Source organism: Rahnella sp. BIGb0236 (assembly GCF_004364755.1).
GTDB lineage: Bacteria > Pseudomonadota > Gammaproteobacteria > Enterobacterales > Enterobacteriaceae > Rahnella > Rahnella victoriana.
Window position 1 is genome coordinate 234,980 of record NZ_SOAO01000007.1, and the last position, 19,117, is coordinate 254,096.

General features: G+C 53.5%; 19 protein-coding genes. 14 read left to right on the forward strand and 5 right to left on the reverse strand.

Translation table 11 applies throughout. The annotated features are described in order from the left end of the window. Window positions 1-106: 106 nt before the first annotated feature. Both nifJ and EDF78_RS16100 read right to left on the reverse strand, forming a co-directional pair. The gene (nifJ, locus tag EDF78_RS16095; RefSeq protein ID WP_133823474.1) at window positions 107-3,637 is read right to left on the reverse strand and encodes a pyruvate:ferredoxin (flavodoxin) oxidoreductase; all 3,531 of its coding nucleotides are present in this window, start codon (window positions 3,635-3,637) and stop codon (window positions 107-109) included. A gap of 242 nt (window positions 3,638-3,879) precedes the next feature. Beyond that, complete coding sequence (locus EDF78_RS16100; RefSeq protein ID WP_095921908.1) at window positions 3,880-4,539, reverse strand: MgtC/SapB family protein; 660 nt, start codon at window positions 4,537-4,539, stop codon at window positions 3,880-3,882. 237 nt (window positions 4,540-4,776) lie between these two features. Here EDF78_RS16100 and EDF78_RS16105 point away from each other — a divergent pair, with 237 nt between their 5' ends. Further along, window positions 4,777-5,061 carry a DUF333 domain-containing protein gene (locus EDF78_RS16105; RefSeq protein WP_095921909.1) on the forward strand — a complete coding sequence of 95 codons (285 nt, stop codon included), beginning with the start codon at window positions 4,777-4,779 and terminating at the stop codon, window positions 5,059-5,061. A gap of 44 nt (window positions 5,062-5,105) precedes the next feature. On the opposite strand, the gene hslJ is transcribed toward EDF78_RS16105, so the two are convergent. After that, entirely contained in the window at window positions 5,106-5,528 is a 423-nt protein-coding gene (hslJ, locus tag EDF78_RS16110) for a heat shock protein HslJ (RefSeq protein WP_095921910.1), read from the reverse strand. 244 nt (window positions 5,529-5,772) lie between these two features. On the opposite strand from hslJ, the gene EDF78_RS16115 reads away from it, so the two are divergent. Genes EDF78_RS16115 through EDF78_RS16135 form a run of 5 tightly spaced genes read left to right on the forward strand, consistent with a single transcriptional unit; the run spans window position 5,773 to window position 10,898 of the window. Next, window positions 5,773-6,876, forward strand: a complete 1,104-nt coding sequence (locus EDF78_RS16115) for an ABC transporter ATP-binding protein (RefSeq protein WP_133823475.1) — start codon at window positions 5,773-5,775, stop codon at window positions 6,874-6,876. Between the two features lie 59 nt (window positions 6,877-6,935). Then, window positions 6,936-8,216, forward strand: a complete 1,281-nt coding sequence (locus tag EDF78_RS16120; RefSeq protein ID WP_133823476.1) for an ABC transporter substrate-binding protein — start codon at window positions 6,936-6,938, stop codon at window positions 8,214-8,216. A gap of 8 nt (window positions 8,217-8,224) precedes the next feature. Further along, window positions 8,225-9,136, forward strand: coding sequence for a sugar ABC transporter permease (locus tag EDF78_RS16125; RefSeq protein WP_133823477.1), 912 nt, complete (start codon window positions 8,225-8,227; stop codon window positions 9,134-9,136). Beyond that, window positions 9,133-9,948: a carbohydrate ABC transporter permease gene (locus EDF78_RS16130; protein ID WP_133823478.1), complete on the forward strand. Its 816-nt coding sequence runs from the start codon at window positions 9,133-9,135 to the stop codon at window positions 9,946-9,948. Before EDF78_RS16125 ends, EDF78_RS16130 begins: the two co-directional genes overlap by 4 nt. 20 nt (window positions 9,949-9,968) lie before the next feature. Then, window positions 9,969-10,898, forward strand: coding sequence for a metallophosphoesterase (locus EDF78_RS16135; protein WP_095921915.1), 930 nt, complete (start codon window positions 9,969-9,971; stop codon window positions 10,896-10,898). Window positions 10,899-10,961: 63 nt separating this feature from the next. Here the strand turns inward: EDF78_RS16135 and EDF78_RS16140 are convergent, their stop codons facing one another. Then, complete coding sequence (locus EDF78_RS16140) at window positions 10,962-11,948, reverse strand: 2-hydroxyacid dehydrogenase (protein ID WP_095921916.1); 987 nt, start codon at window positions 11,946-11,948, stop codon at window positions 10,962-10,964. 242 nt (window positions 11,949-12,190) lie between these two features. On the opposite strand from EDF78_RS16140, the gene EDF78_RS16145 reads away from it, so the two are divergent. From EDF78_RS16145 to EDF78_RS16180, 8 genes are all read left to right on the forward strand, one after another. Then, window positions 12,191-14,917 (forward strand): YdbH family protein, encoded by a 2,727-nt coding sequence (locus EDF78_RS16145; RefSeq protein WP_133823479.1) that lies wholly within the window; start codon window positions 12,191-12,193, stop codon window positions 14,915-14,917. Next, complete coding sequence (locus tag EDF78_RS16150) at window positions 14,914-15,108, forward strand: YnbE family lipoprotein (RefSeq protein ID WP_095921918.1); 195 nt, start codon at window positions 14,914-14,916, stop codon at window positions 15,106-15,108. The genes EDF78_RS16145 and EDF78_RS16150 overlap by 4 nt, the downstream gene beginning before the upstream one ends. 8 nt (window positions 15,109-15,116) lie before the next feature. Then, window positions 15,117-15,470, forward strand: coding sequence for a YdbL family protein (locus tag EDF78_RS16155; RefSeq protein ID WP_195817061.1), 354 nt, complete (start codon window positions 15,117-15,119; stop codon window positions 15,468-15,470). A gap of 300 nt (window positions 15,471-15,770) precedes the next feature. Then, the gene (locus tag EDF78_RS16160; protein WP_133823480.1) at window positions 15,771-16,250 is read left to right on the forward strand and encodes an Hcp family type VI secretion system effector; all 480 of its coding nucleotides are present in this window, start codon (window positions 15,771-15,773) and stop codon (window positions 16,248-16,250) included. A 24-nt stretch (window positions 16,251-16,274) separates the two neighbouring features. After that, window positions 16,275-16,826, forward strand: coding sequence for a type IV secretion protein Rhs (locus tag EDF78_RS16165; protein WP_232769772.1), 552 nt, complete (start codon window positions 16,275-16,277; stop codon window positions 16,824-16,826). An 11-nt stretch (window positions 16,827-16,837) separates the two neighbouring features. Then, the gene (locus tag EDF78_RS16170; protein WP_133823481.1) at window positions 16,838-17,254 is read left to right on the forward strand and encodes a putative T6SS immunity periplasmic lipoprotein; all 417 of its coding nucleotides are present in this window, start codon (window positions 16,838-16,840) and stop codon (window positions 17,252-17,254) included. Between the two features lie 31 nt (window positions 17,255-17,285). Next, window positions 17,286-17,702: a putative T6SS immunity periplasmic lipoprotein gene (locus EDF78_RS16175; protein WP_119827118.1), complete on the forward strand. Its 417-nt coding sequence runs from the start codon at window positions 17,286-17,288 to the stop codon at window positions 17,700-17,702. 131 nt (window positions 17,703-17,833) lie between these two features. After that, entirely contained in the window at window positions 17,834-18,250 is a 417-nt protein-coding gene (locus EDF78_RS16180; RefSeq protein WP_133823482.1) for a putative T6SS immunity periplasmic lipoprotein, read from the forward strand. Between the two features lie 122 nt (window positions 18,251-18,372). Here the strand turns inward: EDF78_RS16180 and EDF78_RS16185 are convergent, their stop codons facing one another. Beyond that, window positions 18,373-18,990 (reverse strand): FMN-dependent NADH-azoreductase, encoded by a 618-nt coding sequence (locus tag EDF78_RS16185; RefSeq protein ID WP_095921922.1) that lies wholly within the window; start codon window positions 18,988-18,990, stop codon window positions 18,373-18,375. Window positions 18,991-19,117 lie beyond the last annotated feature (127 nt).

Consider the following 19,117-nt stretch of genomic DNA (forward strand, 5'->3'; position numbering starts at 1 on the left):
AAGCTCAGGTTAACTTTTTGATTTGTCTATGATACCCCACCCCAACCCTCCCCTTCGCAGGGGAGGGAGCCGACCACGTTTTTATCTCAACCCACAGTTTAAAGACTCAAGACTCCGGTTCGGTCTTCTTCCCCGCCAGCATGGCCAAAAAGTCATATTTGGCCTGCAATTCTTTCTCCGCTGCGGCATACAACATTTCTGCCACGTCCGGCTGTTGGGCATTCAGCCTTCTGAAGCGTTGCTCATTGTTGAGCGTATCCGTCAGTCCGCTGGATGGCGGTCTGGAATCCAGCGCCAGTGCCGGTTTGCCTTCTTCCGTGCGACGTGGATCGAAGCGATATAGCGGCCAGAAACCGGTGGTGGTCAGCTGTTTCATCTGATCGTGGCTGAGGGCCAGATCGTAGCCGTGCTCCTCGCACGGGCTGTAGGCGATAATCAGCGACGGTCCCGGATAGTCTTCGGCTTCCTGAATGGCTTTGACGGTCTGGTTGAGCTGCGCGCCGAGCGAAATCTGCGCCACATACACATGACCGTACATCATCATGCTGACACCCAGATCTTTGCGCGATTTGCGTTTACCCTGTTCGGCAAATTTGGTCACCGCACCCAGCGGGGTGGCTTTCGACTGCTGCCCGCCGGTGTTGGAATAACACTGGGTATCGAGCACCAGCACGTTGACGTTTTCGGTCAGACTCAGTACGTGATCCAGCCCGCCGAAACCGATGTCGTATGCCCAGCCGTCGCCGCCAATCAGCCAGATGGATTTATCCACCAGATAATCAGCATCCGTGGCTAACTGACGGGCATCCGGCGTGTCGATCTCAGCCAGAATTTTGCGCAGCGCGGTGACATGTTCGCGTTTCACTTCCGGCGTGGCGCTGTCATCACGCAGACCGCCCAGCACGTCAGCCGGAATATGTTCTTCCAGCGACGCGACCAGACGTAATACCCGGCGGCGATGCTGATCCACTGTCAGGCGGAAGCCCAGCCCGAACTCGGCATTATCTTCAAACAGTGAGTTTGCCCAGGCCGGACCACGGCCATCCGCGTTGGTGGTGTACGGCGTGGAAGGCAGGTTGCCGCCATAAATAGAGGAACAGCCGGTGGCGTTAGCGATCAGCAAACGGTCGCCATACAACTGCGTCAGCAGCTTGATATACGGCGTTTCACCGCAACCGGAACAGGCACCGGAGTACTCGAACAACGGCGTGATCAGCTGCGATGTGCGGATATCAATGCGTTCCAGCGTAGTTTTATCGATCTCCGGCAATTTGAGGAAGAAGTCATAATTGGCGCGTTCTTCTTCCAGATGCTCGATACGGTCGGCCATGTTGATGGCTTTGATGGACGGATCCTGACGATCTTTCGCCGGACACACTTCCACGCACAAATTACAGCCGGTGCAGTCTTCCGGCGCGACCTGCAACACGTACTTCTGACCGCGCATGTCGCGGGACTTCACATCCAGCGATTGCAGCGCGGGAGGGGCGTTTTCCATAAATTCCGGCTGAACCACTTTGGCGCGGATCGCCGAGTGCGGACAGGCGGCGACACAATGGTTGCACTGGGTGCACAAATCCGGTTTCCAGATGGGGACTTCTTCGGCAATGTTGCGTTTTTCCCACTGCGTGGTCCCGGTCGGCCAGGTGCCGTCCGGCGGGAAGGCCGAAACCGGCAGTGCGTCGCCAAGACCCGCCAGCATGGTGGCGGTGACGGTTTTGACGAAGTCCGGTGCCGCGTCGGAAACAATCGGCGGGCGTTTACGCGGATTTTCCGGGACAGGTTGCAGCGGTACCGCCACCAGTTCTTCCAGCGTGGCGGCCAGCGCCATCCAGTTGCGGGTGACCAGTTCCTCGCCTTTACTGCTGTAGCTGCGGGCAATCGCGCCCTGTAATTCTGTCAGTGCCTGATCGCCCGGCAGAATCTGTGTCAGATGGAAAAACGCCATCTGCATAACGGTGTTAATGCGTGCACCGAGTTTACATTCGCGGGCAATTTTGGCGGCATTAATGACATAGAAGCGTGCCTCGCGCTGAAGCAGGGTTGCCTGCACTTCCAGCGGCAAACGCTCCCAGACTTCAGCGGCGCTGAACGGCGTATTGAGCAGGAAAATCCCGCCGTGACGCAGGCGTTCGGCCATCTGGTATAAATCGATAAACTGCCACTGGTGACAGGCGACAAAGTGCGCCTGACTCACCAGATACGCAGATTTGATCGGCTTTTCACTGACGCGCAGATGCGACACTGTCAGGCCACCGGCCTTTTTGGAGTCGTAAACGAAATAACCCTGCGCGTACATCGGCGTGCTGTTACCGATGATCTTGATGTTGTTTTTGGTGGCCGACACCGAACCGTCACTGCCCAGCCCGTAAAACAGGGCTTCGAGCGACGCGTGCTGCGGCAATTCTTCTTCCACCACCGGCAATGACAAACCGGTGACGTCGTCATAAATGCCGACAGTAAAGCGCGGACGCGGCTGGCTCAGCGACAGCTCGCGGAACACCGAAAGCACGCAGTCCGGGCCGAATTCTTTCGAGGATAATCCGTAACGGCCACCGGTCACTTTCGGCAGCGTATCGCGTTCGCCACGGCTGTAGGCTTCGGCCAGGGCGGTCATCACGTCGAGATACAACGGTTCGGCCAGCGCGCCCGGCTCTTTGGTGCGATCCATCACCGCGATGCTTTTCACGCTTTGCGGCAGCACCGACAGCAGATGGGCGGCGCTGAACGGCCGGTATAAACGCACTTTCAGCACGCCGACTTTCTCGCCGCGCGCATTCAGGGTGTCGATCACTTCTTCGGCGGTGCCGATGCCGGAACCCATCAGCACAATCACCCGTTCTGCCTGCGGATCGCCGACGTATTCGAACGGCTTATATTCGCGGCCGGTGAGGGCGGCGAAGGCATCCATGGCGTCAATGACGTGCTGGCAGGTGGCGTTGTAATACGGGTTGGTGGCCTCACGCGACTGGAAATAGGTGTCAGGGTTGGCGGACGTGCCACGGATCACCGGATGGTCCGGCGACAGCGCACGGGCGCGGTGCGCGTCAATCTGCGCCTGCGGCAACATCTGCTGGAGCGTGTCATCGCTGAGTGGCGCAATCTTGTTGATTTCGTGCGAGGTACGGAAGCCGTCAAAAAAGTGGATAAACGGCACGCGGCTGTTCAGACTGGCGACCTGAGAGATCAGCGCGAAATCCTGCGCTTCCTGCACGCTGGCGGCAGAGAGCAGGGCGCAACCGGTCTGGCGCACGGCCATCACATCAGAATGATCACCAAAAATCGACAAGGCGTGCGTCGCGACGGTACGCGCCGCCACATGCAATACAAACGGCGTCAGTTCACCGGCCAGTTTGTACAGCGTCGGGATCATCAGCAGCAGACCCTGCGACGAGGTAAACGACGTCGATAACGCACCGGTCTGTAGTGCGCCATGGACGGTGGAAATCGCGCCTGCTTCAGACTGCATTTCCATTACCGTCGGGACATCGCCCCACAGATTTTTCTTCCCTTCGTCTGACCAGGCACCGGCAATTTCGGCCATGGTTGAACTGGGGGTGATCGGGTAGATGGCAATCACTTCGTTGGTGCGATAAGCCACGGAAGCGACTGCGTTATTACCGTCAGTGGTGATCATGGAATATCCTTTTGCTTTGCTCACAATGGCGGCCAGCAGGAAAGTGTTTTTGCTGGCAAGAATGATAAAAGCTTAGCAGAGGGCGGATTAATCGATTTATCCTGATTGTGTGCAGGGCTATTTCGCCTGATATTTTAAGTGGTTACTCTGTAAACGATCAGATTGGGATTATTATTAGCCACCGGGGAAATAACGATTTCTGCCGGTGGCTAAACAGCGGATAAGGGAAGGGGAAAAACGGGTTAATTAATATCGATTCTTTTTATTCCTTTCACCGACATCAGCGCCTCATACAATTTATCCACACTCTGTTTCGGCCGCAGGATCACATCCAGAACCAGTTCGCATTTTCTTTCATCTTCTTCATCGCGCTGATTGATTTTGATCTGACCGGGGCGGATACGCATTTTCTGCAAGGCCATCAGCACGCCCGGCACGCTTTCCGGCAGCAGCCGGATTTCTATTAAATGATGATGCCCGACCCAGTGATTACTTATCTGGCGGAACACTTCCAGCACAATTAAGGTCATGAACGCGCCATAAATGCCGATCTGATACAGCCCGCTGCCAATCACCAGACCAATCGCCGCCGTCACCCATAAACCGGCGGCGGTGGTTAATCCTTTCACAATTTGTTTCTGAATAATGATCGTCCCGGCACCGAGGAAACCCATGCCGCTGACCACCTGTGCCGCCACGCGGCTGGGGTCGAAGCTGACGTGAGTTTGCAGCAGAATATCGGCAAAGCCGTATTTCGACACAATCATAAACATGGCGCTGCCGATACCCACCAGAATATGGGTGCGCAATCCGGCTTCTTTGGCGCGTAACTGACGCTCAATGCCGATTAATCCTCCCAGGGCACCGGCGAGGGCAATCCGGAGTAAAAAATCTGTCAGCATGTCTGCTCCTTTATCATTATATTTTCCGGGTCATACAGAGGGTAAAGAGGTTAATAACGGTTAATTTTATTCGTCAAAGAAATAACCGGACGAAATAAAATGTGTCTGAGTGTTTAGATTTGAGATTATTTTAGGAAAAAGTTGATGTTATTTCACCGCAGGACTCGACGCGGGCGAAAAACGTCGGATATGATGGCGATTCGAAAAAAATCCCCGTTATATTCAGGAGCAGGACAGATGATCACTGCGTTTCGCGTGTTACTGGCCGCAGGTGTACTGGTGTTAGCCGCATGCAGCAGCCACGATGAGCCGGCTGAGGTTGTGCAAAAAGGCAACAGCGTCAATGTCGGTCAGCGTGCCGTGAATATGGACAGCCCGGCGTATGCGGCCTGTTCGATGGCGGGCGGGCAATTGCGTCTGGCGCCACAGCTTGATGGCAGCCGCGTCGGCATGTGTTCGATGGCGAACGGACGTCAGTGTTCTGAAGCCGCACTGATGCAGGGCCGCTGCACCGCCGGCTAAACGCCAGAATGATCTCTGGCGTTTTTTGCAGGGTCAGCCCGTGATTACATCCGGTCTTTCTGGCGATAGATCAGCTGATGTTTGCCCTGCGTCAGGGTCAGCTTACGATCCTGCAAGCTGAGCGCCGCGCCGTTGTTCAGTACGTCGCTGATCACGTGATCCCATTTATTCAGATTCTCATCCGGGCACATCATCATGGTGGAGGCCAGACCTTTCACGGTCAGCACATTGTTGTGCAGCTCGCCCTGACCCATGAAGTTATTACACATCTTGCCGGAAACGTGCATGTTGGCGCCGAACTCAATCTCCGGAATGCGCCCCTGTGCGGCTGGCACGGTCTGACCATCCACACTCAGCAATTCGAAGCGGTGATGCTGTAAATCGTTTTGTTTAATGGCGGTATTCTGATTCATGCTGCATGCGCTTAACGTGATAGCGGCGGCCAGAACAAACAGTGACTTCTTCATCTTCTCTCCTGAGAAATATTCCTTCAGCACTCATCCTGTCGATACATTCAACTGACTTATGCAATATTTAGTGGTGCATTATAGCGTGAATGAATTGAAATTTTAAGCCCTTAACGCCCTCCCGCTGCACAGGGGGAGGCGCTTAAAATATCGCTGATCTTTATCCCGTCATCTGCCCATCATAAAAGCGTCATTTTACGCCGTTAGGTTATGCCCATCACAGGTCAGAGAGACATACAGCGGCATGAGCTATCTATCACTGCATCACATCCGCAAATCCTGGGGCAACAAAGTGGCGCTCGACGACATCAGTTTTGATGTGCAGGAAGGCGATTTCATTGCCTTGCTGGGGCCTTCCGGCTGCGGCAAATCCACGTTGCTGCGCACTATTGCCGGGCTGGAAACGGCCGATCAGGGCACCCTTCGTTTTCAGCACACCGATGTCACGGCGCTGACGCCAGGCGAACGCAAACTGTCGATGGTATTTCAGTCGTACGCGTTATTCCCGCACATGAATGTCCGTGAAAACCTGCTTTTCGGGTTGCGGGCGCGGGGCGAAGACAAGCGCCAGTTTGCCTCGCGGCTGGCGGACGTCAGCAGGCTGATGGAACTGGAACCGCTGCTCGACCGCCTGCCGTCGCAGCTTTCCGGCGGGCAGCAACAGCGCGTGGCGCTGGGCCGTGCGGTGATCGCCAATAATAAACTGTGTCTGATGGACGAACCGCTTTCCAATCTGGATGCCAAGCTGCGCCAGAGTATGCGCCGCGAAATTCGTGCGATTCAGAAAAAGCTCGGTCTGACCCTGCTGTATGTCACCCATGATCAAACCGAAGCGATGAGCATGGCGGACAAAATTATTCTGCTTAACAATGGCCGCATCGAACAGCACGACACGCCGGACAACCTTTATAACAACCCGACCAGCATTTTCGCCGCGCAATTCATTGGCGCGCCGCCGATGAATATTCTGCCGCTGGCGCAACAGGGCCATCATCACTTTCTGGCCGCCATGCCGCTGCCGGTGGTGGAAAATGTCCACGGCAACGCCCTCAGCCTCGGCCTGCGCGCGGAAGACATTCAGCTGACGGTTGCCGCACACGCCAGCCTGACCGCGCAGGTGCTGAGCCACGAATACATGGGGGCCGATACGCTGGTGGCCTGTGTGTTACCGGGATATGGGGAACCGCTGACGGTAAAAGTGGCGGGGATGCAGCGTTTTGCCGAAGGCCAGACGGTCGGCCTGCAATGGAGCACGGGCGCGCAATATTTTTTCAACACAGCGGACGGAAAACGCTGTTATCAGGCTGAGCAAACTTGTTTGCCATCAGAGCAACGGGTTGCCGTGTAGTTTTTTGCTGTTTTGCACTTTTACTGACTCATACCACCTCCATTGCCGAAGGGAAAACCATGTCACGTATTCACCGTTTTTCACGTCTTGCCTGCGCTGTTCTGCTGCTTACCGGTACTTCCGCTTTTGCCGCGGATCCGGTGAAATTACAAATGTATTACCCGATTGCCGTCGGCGGAAAAATCAGCCACACGGTGGATACGCTGGTGGAAGATTTTCAGAAAACGCATCCGGATATCCGTATTCAGCCGGTCTACACCGGGGATTACGCCACGACGGTGACCAAGGCGCTGACGGCATTTCGTGGCGGTAACGCCCCGCAAATCGCGGTGATCGGCGATATCGAGGCTTATTCCCTGATCGACGCGGGCGCTATTCTGCCGGTCAGCGATCTGGCGAACGACGCAGACGGTAAGCAGTGGATCGACGGCTTCTATCCGGCGTTTATCCGTCACATTCAGGACAAAGTGTGGGGCATCCCTTTCCAGCGTTCGACCGTGGTGTTGTACTGGAACAAACAGGCGTTTGAAAAGGCCGGGCTGAACGGCGACACGCCGCCCGCCAGCTGGCAGCAGGTGGTGGATTTTGGCAAAAAGTTAGTGGTGCGTGACGGATCCGAAGTGAAGCAGTGGGGGATTGAAATTCCGTCCACGCCGAACGGTTACTGGAATTTCCAGGGGATTGCGGCCACCAACGGCAGTCATCTGGATAACGGAAAAGGGACGGCGGTGACCTTTGACACGCCTGCCAACGTGGAAGCTTTGCAATGGTTAACGGATCTGGCGCAAAAAGAGGCGGTATCACCGAAAGGCACCATTGCCTGGGGCACCACGCCGCAGGACTTTATCGACGGCAAAACCGCCATGATGGTCACCACCACCGGTAACCTGACGACGGTACGTGACAACGCCAAATTCCCGTTTGGCGTGGCGATGCTGCCGGAGAAAACGCAGCGCGGCAGTCCGACCGGCGGCGGCAATTTATACGTGTTTAAAAACACCACCCCGGCGCAGCAGAAAGCGGCGCTGGAATTTATCCGCTGGGTATCCGCACCTGAACAGGCGGCGCGCTGGAGCATTGCCACCGGTTATGTCGCGACATCGTCTGCCGCGTGGGAAACCCCGGTGATGCAGGAATATGTGAAGCAGGTTCCGCAGGCGCTGGTCGCCCGCGAACAGCTGAAATATTCTCAGCCGGAACTTTCGACCTACAACAGCGTGCAGATCCAGGAACTGATGAACCACGCGATTGAAGCGGCCGTCACGCAGGTGAAAACGCCTGCCGAGGCGCTGAGTTCGGCGCAGAAACAAGCAGACCGCCTGCTGAAACCCTATCAGTAAGGAAGGGCATGAGCACACTTCACGCATTCCTTCCCGCCACCCGCACACGCGGGTTGTCTTTACAGCTTTACGGCTATCTGTTGCTGCTGCCTGCGCTGAGTTTTCTGCTGCTGTTTACCCACTATCCGGCGCTGGCAACGGTGTGGGAAAGCCTGTTCAGCGCCGCCCGCAGCGGCCATGCGGCTCAGTTTGTCGGGCTGGATAATTACCGGGCGCTGCTGGATGACGACGTGTTTATGTTGTCGTTACGCAACAATCTGCTGTACGCCCTGATCACCATTCCGCTGTCGGTGGCTCTGGCTTTACTGATGGCGCTGGCAGTGAACCGCCGTCTGCGCGGCAACGCACTGACCCGCGCGGCGTTCTTTATCCCTTCACTGCTGCCGATGGTGGCGATTGCCAATCTGTGGTTGTTTTTCTATACCCCGCAGTTGGGTTTGCTTAATAAAATGCTGGCGCTGTTTTCGCTGCCTGCCGTCAACTGGCTCGGCGAACCGGGCACGGCGCTTTACAGCCTGATGGCGGTATCGGTGTGGCGCGAAGCCGGATTCTTCATGATTTTCTATCTTGCCGCATTGCAGCAAATCGATCCGCGACTGGCCGAAGCGGCAGACATCGAAGGGGCGTCGCGCCGTTATTTCTTCCGGCGCGTGCAGTGGCCGTTACTGATGCCGACGACCTTGTTCGTGCTGATCAATGCCTCGATGAACGCCTTCAGGATTGTCGATCAGGTGATTGCCATGACCAACGGCGGCCCGAACAACAGCACCAGCTTGCTGCTGTTTTACATCTACCGCACGGCATTCAGTTACTGGGATTTACCGGCGGCGTCGGCGATGACCGTGGTGTTACTGGTGATCCTCGCGGCCATCGCGCTGATCAAATTCAACCTGCTGGACAAAAGGACGCACTATCAGTGAAACCCTTTTCTTACCGCCGTCTGTTCCTGGATCTCGCCATCTGGCTGGCGGCGGTGCTGTGGTTGTTACCGGTGCTGGTGGCGGTCTGGATCGCTATCCACCCGGCGTCGGCGCAGGGCAGTTTTTCGCTGTTTGCACCGCTGACCGTGCAGAACTTTATCAATGCCTGGCAGGCGGCACCCTTTGCCCGCTATTTCTTCAACACGACCCTGTTGGTGCTGATGATTGTGGTCTGCCAGCTGATCCTGGCGACGCTGGCCGCTTATGCGCTGGTGCGGTTCAAACTGAAAGGCGCAGGATTGATCTTCGCGCTGATCCTGCTGCAACTGATGATCAGCCCCGATGTGCTGATCCTGAATAATTACAAAACCATCGGCGCGCTGGGATTACGCGACACGCTGACCGGCATCGCGCTGCCGTATTTCGCCTCAGCGTTTGCCATTTTTCTGCTGCGTCAGACCTTCAAAAGTATTCCGCTGGTGCTGGAGGAAGCCGCCATTGTGGAAGGTGCCAGCCGCCTGTATATCCTGCGCAAAATTTATATTCCGCTGGCGAAACCGGTGTATGTCGCGTTCGCACTGGTGTCCGTCAGCTTCCACTGGAACGATTTTCTCTGGCCGCTGGTGATCACCGATTCGGTGACCGTGCGGCCGGTCACCGTCGGGCTGCAACTGTTTTCCGCGCCGGAGCAGGGCGTGCAGTGGGCGCTGATCAGCGCGGCGACCCTGATGACGGTGATGCCGTTGCTGGTGCTGTTCCTGATCTTTCAGCGCCAGTTTGTCCAGTCCTTCATGCGGGCAGGTATCCGATAAAATCCTGACAGGAGAACGTTATGACCGTGATCTCGCCATCCCTCTTATTGTCTGACGAACAGGCACAGGCGCTCGGCAACGTGAGCGCGTTATATCAGCCACCGGAAATGCATGATGCGCTGGTGAACGGTGCGCGTTTACGCTTCGGGCTGATTGCCGATCCGCAATACGCCGATGCGGACAGCCAGAAAGAGCGCCATTACCGCAACAGCCTGAATAAACTGGCGACGGCCATTACTGAGCTGAATGATTCAAAGCTGGATTTTGTGGTTACGCTGGGGGATCTGGTCGATCGCGACTGGGGCAGTTTTGATCCGGTGTTATCGCGCTACGCGGCCTTGCGTCATCCGCATGCGGCAGTGATCGGCAATCACGATGCGGAGGTGATTACCCGGCATCTGGCATCACAGACACCGGCGCTGGGTTTACCGAAAAGTTATTACGCATTCAGCCTGCCGGGCTACCGTTTTCTGGTGATCGACGGCAACGACATCAGCCTGTATTGCAATCATGCCAATGGGGATGACCGGCAGATGGCAGAATATATGCTGGATGAACTGAATGAATGCCAGCAACCGCAGGCGCAGCCGTGGAACGGCGCGGTCGGGCCGGTACAGCTGAAATGGCTGGAGAAACAGCTGCGGGAAGCCCGTGCGCAGCGCGAGATCGTGCTGGTGTTCGGCCATTACCCGCTGACGCCGGTCAACAGCCATAATCTGTGGAACTGTGAAACGCTGGTGGAGTTGTTGTGCCGCTATCGCGTGCGGGCTTATTTTGCCGGTCACGATCACCGTGGCGGTTACGACCGTGTCGGGGATACCGATTTCATTACCCTGAAAGGCATGGTGGACGGCGAAAGCAGCCTGCCGTTTTCCTCCGTCACGCTGGCCGATGATGTGCTGACCCTCACCGGCTATGGCACGGAAATCAGCCGGGTGCTGAGCCGCTGAGCGGTTGCAGAACGTAAAAAGGCTCACCGGAGTGAGCCTTGTAAACCTGTGCGGATCAGCAGGTCAGAGCATATTCGGGCAGGCGACGCCTTTCGCCAGCTGATCAATATTCATCAGCGTGGTTTCTGAAATGCTGGTCAGCGCGTCACTGGTCAGGAACGCCTGATGGCCGGTGAACAGCACGTTGTGGCAGGATGACAGGCGGCGGAACACGTCATCCAGGATCACTTCGTTAGAGTTGTCCTCAAAGAATAAATCGCGTTCGTTCTCATAAACATCCATACCCAGCGCACCGATTTTTTGCTTTTTCAGCGCATCAATCGCGGCGGTGGCATCCAGCAGGGCGCCACGGCTGGTATTCACAATCATCACGCCGTCTTTCATTTTGGAAAACGCTTCGGCGTTGAGCAGATGGTGGTTTTCCGGCGTCAGCGGGCAGTGCAAAGAAATCACGTCGGATTCCGCATACAGCGTATCCAGATCGACATATTCGGCACCGAGTTCCAGCGCCAGCGGGCTTGGATACGGATCAAACGCCAGAATACGCATACCGAAACCTTTCAGGATACGCATGGCCGCCACGCCGATTTTACCGGTACCGATAATGCCTGCGGTGCGCTGATACATATTAAAACCGATCAGACCTTCCAGTGAGAAGTTAGCTTCACGGGTGCGTTGATAAGCGCGATGAATGTGACGGTTAAGACACATCATCATGCCCACGGCATGTTCCGCCACGGCTTCCGGCGAATACGCCGGTACGCGCACCACGGAAATCCCCAGCTCTTTTGCAGCGTCCAGATCGACGTTGTTAAAGCCCGCACAGCGCAGCGCCAGCGTTTTAATGCCGAGTGAGGCCAGTTCCTGCAACACTTCACGGCCACCATCGTCATTGACGAAAAGGCAGACAGCATCTGCTCCCACCGCCGTTTTCGCCGTCTGCGGGGTCAGCAGAAAATCGAAAAATTCCAGTTCATAGCCATAATGCTCGTTGACCAGTTCCAGATATTTCCGGTCGTAATTTTTAGTACTGTAGACAGCCACTTTCATGGTGTTTCTCCGCAGTGAGTTTGAATCTCTGGCGAAACGGCTTCCGCCTGTTTTATAAGGATTAAACAGTTTCAGAAACAATTCGCAATATGCACACAAACTAGCAGAGCGCAGGAAGCCAGACAATTTTTCCTGTGCTATTTGGGCGGGAGGCTCTGGCAATCCCGTCATCAGTTGTTACGCTAATTATGATATCTTGCGGGCGGTTAGACACTTTGGTGAAGCATAAGACAAGGCACGTCATGAGGAACGGACTGAAGAAAAGCGCGCAGATACTCCTGAGTATAGTGGTGATTATAGCGCTGCTGTTGTGGGTGTTATGGAAAACCGTGCCGCGCTGGTTACCGCCGGTCGCCAGCCACTGGTTGCCTGCCGGTACGCAACTGGTGCTGACCGGGTCGCCACACTGGTCGCACGGTGTGTTGCAACTGCCGGGTGTGCGCTATCTGGCGGGTGACTGCACCCTCGCCACGGCGCGCAATGCCCGCCTCAGCAAGGTTTCCGGGCAATGGTCGCTGAAACTCGATGCCCTGACTGTCGATACCGCCTGTCTGGCTCAGTTGCCGAAAAGTGACAGTCAGTCCACGCTTTCCCTCGCGGATATTCAGCACAGGCTGCCTGCCGGTGCGGTCAGTATCGATCATCTTTCCGTCACGCCGTGGCAGCGTTACGCCGGTAAACTGGTGATCAGTAATGCCGGCGGTCAGCAGCATCTTTCCCTCAACGGTGAATCCCTGACACTCGACGCGGTGCTCGACAGCAACCGTCTGCTGGCGATTCATTCGTTCAGCCTGACGCCACCGGGCAGCACACAGCCGGTGACCCTGAGCGGCAAACTGTTGTTGCCCGCGACGCTCGATATGCTGCCGGAATCCGGTGAACTGCACGCGGAAATACAAACTGCACAGGTGCCGCAACCTCTGGACATCACGCTCAACTGGCAGGCGACGGAAGGCGTGATAACCCTGACGGAGAAGGGCAGCGAACAGCCGCTTGCCACGCTGCCGTGGAAACTCAACAACAACGAATTACAGATTAGCCAGGGTCAGTGGCGCTGGCCTTATGCCACACAGCCGCTGGCCGGTGGCATCAACCTGACGCTCAGCGACTGGTCGCCTGCGTTTGATCAGACCAGCATCACGGCGCGGCTGAACGTGCTGACGCAGGGGCATAACGGCAAGGCCAATGTGGTGCTGACGCTGGGGCCGGGGCGTATCGGCCTGCTCGACAGCGATTTAGGTTTCCGTCTGACCGGACAGGCCAATTTACAGGCCACTTCCCTGAGTGCGTCACTGCCGGGGCAACTGAGCGGTTCGGTGCTCAATCCGACCCTTTCACTGCGCAGCGGATCGCTGCTGCGGGCGTGGGGCAAACCGACACCTGAACTGACCATCACGGATGCGCGCTGGCCGCTGGCGGGTGTCAGGGTCTCGGCAGAAGGTGTCAGCGGGCCGTTGCAGGCGATCCTCAAAGCCCGTCACCGTTTCTGGGGTGCGTTTGATCTGCATCTGAGCGGTAAATCGCTGGCCTTCTGGCCGGACGTCGGGCTGTGGAATTTCAATTACTGGGGCAACGGCCATCTGCCGCCGCTGAACGGTCGCTGGGACATGTCCGGTAAAGGCCAGTGGCACGATAATCTCATCACCCTTAATTCGCTCTCGACCGGATTCGACCGGCTGCATTACGGGCTGGTGGATGTTGATGCGCCACGCCTGACGCTGGAACATCCGCTGGCGTGGTTGCGTCCGCCCGTGTCGCGCTTCAAAAAGCAGTACCCGGAACAGCCGACCGAATTTAAGGGCGACATCCGGCTGGTGGCGAAAAAAATCGCTCTCGCCAACGGCGGTTATCTGCCGCCCGCCACGCTGGCCTTACAACTGAAGGGCATCAGTCCCGACAGTTTCAACATGCGCGGTATGCTCGATGCCAAACCGATTGGCCCGATCCGGCTCAATGGCCGCTGGGACGGCGAACGCCTGCGTGGTGAAGGCTGGTGGCCGAAACAGCAACTCACCGCATTTCAGACGCTGCTGACGCCGGATCTGAACATCAAATTACGTGAAGGATCCTTCTACGCGCAGTCGGCATTTTCGGCGGCACGCGAACAGGGCTTCGTGGCCGGTGGTCACTGGGTGGTGAAAAATGGCGGTTTCTGGATGAAAGACGGCGATCTGAGCGGGCTGGATTTCAGTCTGCCGTATCGTTTGCAGGATCAGGTCTGGCAGCTCGGGGTGAAAAAACCGGTCACACTGCGCATTGGTGAAGTGAACAATCTGGTCAAAATGCAGAACGTGACGGCGGATTTACAGGGGCATTATCCGTGGAGCGAGAAGACACCGCTGACGCTGAGTAATCTGGGCGTGGATATGTTGCGCGGGCACCTGAGTCTTTCCGCGCTGCGGATGCCGCAGCACGACGCGGCGGTGCTGAAGTTCGACAAGATCAACCTCAGCGAACTCTTCACGGCGCTGAAACCGAAACAACTGGCGATGTCCGGCGTCGTCTACGGTGAACTGCCGCTGTACGTGGAAAACCCGCAATGGATCATCCATAACGGCTGGATCAAAAATGACGGCGGCCTGACGCTGCGTCTGGATCCGCAATTTGCGGATGCCATGGCCAGCGGCAATTTTGCCAACAACATGGTGATTGGCCTGCTGCGTTATCTGGAAATCAGCCGTTCGGATGCACTGGTGAGCCTGGATAATCTCGGTGTGCTGACCATGAATGCCAAAGTGGACGGGGTGAACTACACCGACACCACGCATGGCGGCGACAAAGTAAAACGTGAAATCGCCCTCAATTATTCCCATGAGGAAAATATCTACCAGCTGTGGCGCAGCTTGCGCTTTGGCGACAATCTTCAGGAATGGCTGCAACAGCAGATGTCTTTGCCTGCTGATGCGCTGTCAAAAACCCCCGCGACATCCGGGCAGAAAAAGGATCCAACAGTGAGGAAGGAACAATGAAACTGCGACTTGCCGGCCCGTGCGTGGCGCTTGGTGTGATGATGCTCAGCGGCTGCGTGCCGCGTATCGAACTGGCCGCGCCGAAAGAGCCGATCACCATCAATATGAACGTGAAAATTGAGCACGAGATCCATATCAAAGTGGATAAAGACGTGGAAAATCTGCTGAAAAATCAGAGCGATTTATTCTAGGAGCGCGTATGTCCGGGATGTTTTTCAACACTATCAGCATAAAAAGAATCAGCCTGATGCTGCTGGCCGGTGGTGTGCTGTTTTGCAGTCAGGCTTTCGCGTTAACGCTCAATGAAGCCAAGCAGCAAGGACGCGTGGGCGAAACCTTGTCCGGCTATCTGGCACCGCTGAAACAAGACGCCGACAGTGTCGCGCTGGCGACAAAAATTAACGAAGGGCGCAAACAGCAATACGAACAGGTGGCGCGGGACAATAACGTCAGCACCGACGATGTGGCAAAACTCGCCGGACAAAAGCTGGTCGCCAGAGCCGGGAAGGGCGAATACGTCCGCGGCATTAATGGTAAGTGGTTGCAGAAGTAAGGTTCCCCTCCCGGTAAAGACGGAATTATTGATTCCGTCTTTATAATGAGAAATGCCATTCTCAATGAAATAATCTTTTTCGGCTTTTTATTTCCTGAACTCAATAAATCAAATAAATAAGGCGAAGGAATATAGAGACGTCGCTGATATTTATTTGCATTGCCCATCATTACTTCTCCTGTTATAAAAACCTGTTGTGATTTTTTAATTTATTCATGTGATGAATAAATATCTCGACAGTCATCCATTTTTATCAGTCCTGATACTATTCATATAACGTCAACCAAAAGGATGTGGGATATGGCAAACGCCATCTATGTAAAAATTACCGGTAAGAAACAAGGGTTAATTTCAGCAGGTTGTTCAACCTATGACTCCATTGGTAATAAATTTCAATCCGGACATCGCGACCAAATTTTTGTGGTTCAGTTTGATCATGAAATTGTCAGAAGCCAGAACGTAAAACATCGTCCGGTCAGTTTTACTAAGCTGATCGATAAGTCGACGCCGTTAATAGGCATGGCCATTTCTAATAATGAGAAGATCGACCTGTTTTTCGATTTTTACCGAACATCATCGACTGGTGTACAGGAAAAATACTTTTCAGTAGAAGTCAGAGGCGCCACCCTGGAACGGCAGAGCGTCCGAACCGCGCATGCATTAGACAATCCCGATAAAGAGGCTGAGGAAATGATATCCGTGGTCTACGAGTCAATAACATGGAAGCACCACACAGCAGGAACATCTGGCTACAGCATCTGGAGCGAGACGGTTTTCTGACACTGACTAACAGGGAGTTGGCTTGTGAAATTTCATAAACCGGCAGAAATGAAGAAACTGACCCGCGAGGGGCAGGTAAGAAGATTAACTCTGGGTGAGATTGCGCTCGCCCGCACAGTCTTTGGCAGTTATATCGACTACTCAAGAGTGTGGATCCACTTAGGCAGTTATCTGCCGTTCGGGTTGCAAATGGAGTCGGCAGCAATGACGCCAAGTGGCGAGCTTTATTTTCGAGGGGAGAATTATGTTGATGATTTTTCGACAGCGAGCAATCGTCATCAACACCTGTTTATCCATGAGATGACGCATGTCTGGCAATATCAAAATGGTATGTGGGTTAAGCTGAGAGGGAGTATGAGTTGGGCCGCTGATTATCACTATAATTTTGAAGGAAAAACAAGGGTTAATGAATATTCAATGGAGCAACAGGCTTCAATTGTGGCTGATTATTTTTTCCTTGTGAATTTTGGAGAGTCTGAATGGTATAAGAACCAGTATCGGAACTATAAGGGTGATAAATTAGATAGCGCATTATCATATTACAAATTGATATTAACCAATTTTCCAACTTATTGAAGGATTCAATAATGATAAAAAAAGCTGCTGTTATTTCTTTGTCTCTATCTCTTTCCGGATGTTTTTTAGGGGATCATTTTACCCCTCCAGCTCATGCGCAGGCATTTTTTGTAGGTGGAAATTTTTGCCTGACGACGCCAGGACGAACAGAAAAACAAAAATTAACCGGTATGTCTGTTCAGAAGGTGGGTGAATCACCCGGTTTCTCAACGTTTTTTAAAAATGAAGGTGAATATCTCACTATAAAAAAAGATAGCTGCATGCCTTTGCTTGGATATAAATTTGAAGTTGGCAGTGCTTATCATGTGTCTATATTTTTAACTAAAGATCCAGAAAGGAAAGAAACTCATTTTTATACTGATTTTTATACCGCATCTTTTGTTATCTGGGAGACGAGCAAGAAAGAGAAGCAGGTAGAGTATCTGTAAATTTTTAAATCATTGATCAAAGGAGCTGATAATGTTCAAAAAATCCATAATGGTAGTGCTGTCTCTCTCTCTGTCAGGATGTGTTTCAGATTATACACCAACCCTTCCTTCTGAAACACACGCCTATTTTACCGGAGATACGCTTTGTCTGCTGACACCAGGGCGAACGGAAAAACAAAAGCTAAAAAAAATTCATATTGAACAGTGGGGGGAATCGCCGGGTTTTATAAAGCAATTTAATAATTCGGCTGAATATAAAGTCATAAAAAAAGATACCTGTATCCCATTGTTCGGTTATAAATTTGAAGCGGGTTATGCTTATCATATTACTATGAATTTCACTGAGGATACTGATAGAAACAAAAGTGATTATAATTCGAATTATTATTCGGCAACCTTTATCGTTTGGGAAAATAGCGATAAAGATAAGTACGTAAGTTATCAATAAAAAAGCGCGCTCGGGGAAGCGGAATGGCTGGGTAACAGGAACTTATATTACAACAGTGAATATCTTGAGAATACTTATTCGTACTATAAATTGCTGCTGACAGATTTTCCAAATTTTTGAAGGAATTCGTAATGTTGAGAGTACTCTCATTTTTATTTCTCACTCTGTCGCTGGCAGGGTGTATATCAAGTTACACACCCATAATGCCCGCTCACGCTCATGCCTATTTTACCGGAGATGCGCTTTGTCTGCTGACGCCAGGAAGAACGGAAAAGCAAAAGCTGAAAGGAATATCTGTTACGAGGAAAGGGGAGTCACCCGGATTTAGTCAGTTTTTTAATAACCAGGATGAATATCTTACTGTCAAAAAAGACACCTGCATTCCTACCCTGGGTTATAAGTTTGAGACGGGAAGGGCTTACCACGTGAGTATGCATTTCACCCCTGATGATGAAAGAGTCAAATCTGATGTTTCCCTAAACACGTATTCAATTTCATTTGTTACCTGGGAAACCAGTGACAAAAGTAAAGAAATTAGCGTTTTTTGAAATGACATATTATCAATAAAAAAAAGCGCGCTTTTCAGCGCGCAATAGCGTTATCACAACATCATCTGAGCGGAACGGACAGATTCTTAAGTGAATGGGTGCTCAGATTGTGATAGGGGTAATTATGCCGCAGCCAGTTCTTTGATGGCCGCATCGATGGCTGCTTTCGCATCAGTCTGTGCTTTGGTCGCCACTTCAGGACCGTACGCAATACCTTCCGCGTAAACGAATTCTACGTCGCTCATGCCCAGGAAGCCCAGGAACAGAGACAGGTATGGGGCAACAAGATCGCTCGGGGTGTCTTTATGGATGCCACCGCGGCTGGTCAGAACGATAACGCGTTTGCCTTTCACCAGACCTTCAGGGCCTTTCTCGGTGTATTTGAAGGTCACGCCAGCACGTGCTACCAGATCGAAATAGTTTTTCAGCTGAGTCGGGATGTTGAAGTTGTACATAGGTGCAGCGATGACGATCACGTCATGCGCCTGCAGTTCTTCAATCAGGGTGTTGGACAGCGCCAGTGCTTCTTCCTGACGTGGAGTCAGCGGAGCATCGGATGGACGCAGTGCGCCAACCAGTTCGCCGTCAAGGACAGGGATCGGATCCGCAGCCAGGTCGCGAACGGTCACGGTAGAGCCGCTGTTGGCAGACTGATACTCTGCAACCAGGTAATCGGCCAGTTGGTTAGACTGAGAGAAGTTAGCCAGAATGCTTGATTTCAGGACGAGTACTTTGCTCATGAGTGAGTTCCTTAAGTGTGTGGTACATAGGGTGTTGGTTTTTATAACCAGAACGTTCCCCGAATGGAACTTACTTTATTCAGAAAGCTTATGCAGTGATAGCGCAATATTTAGAGACCTATCATCG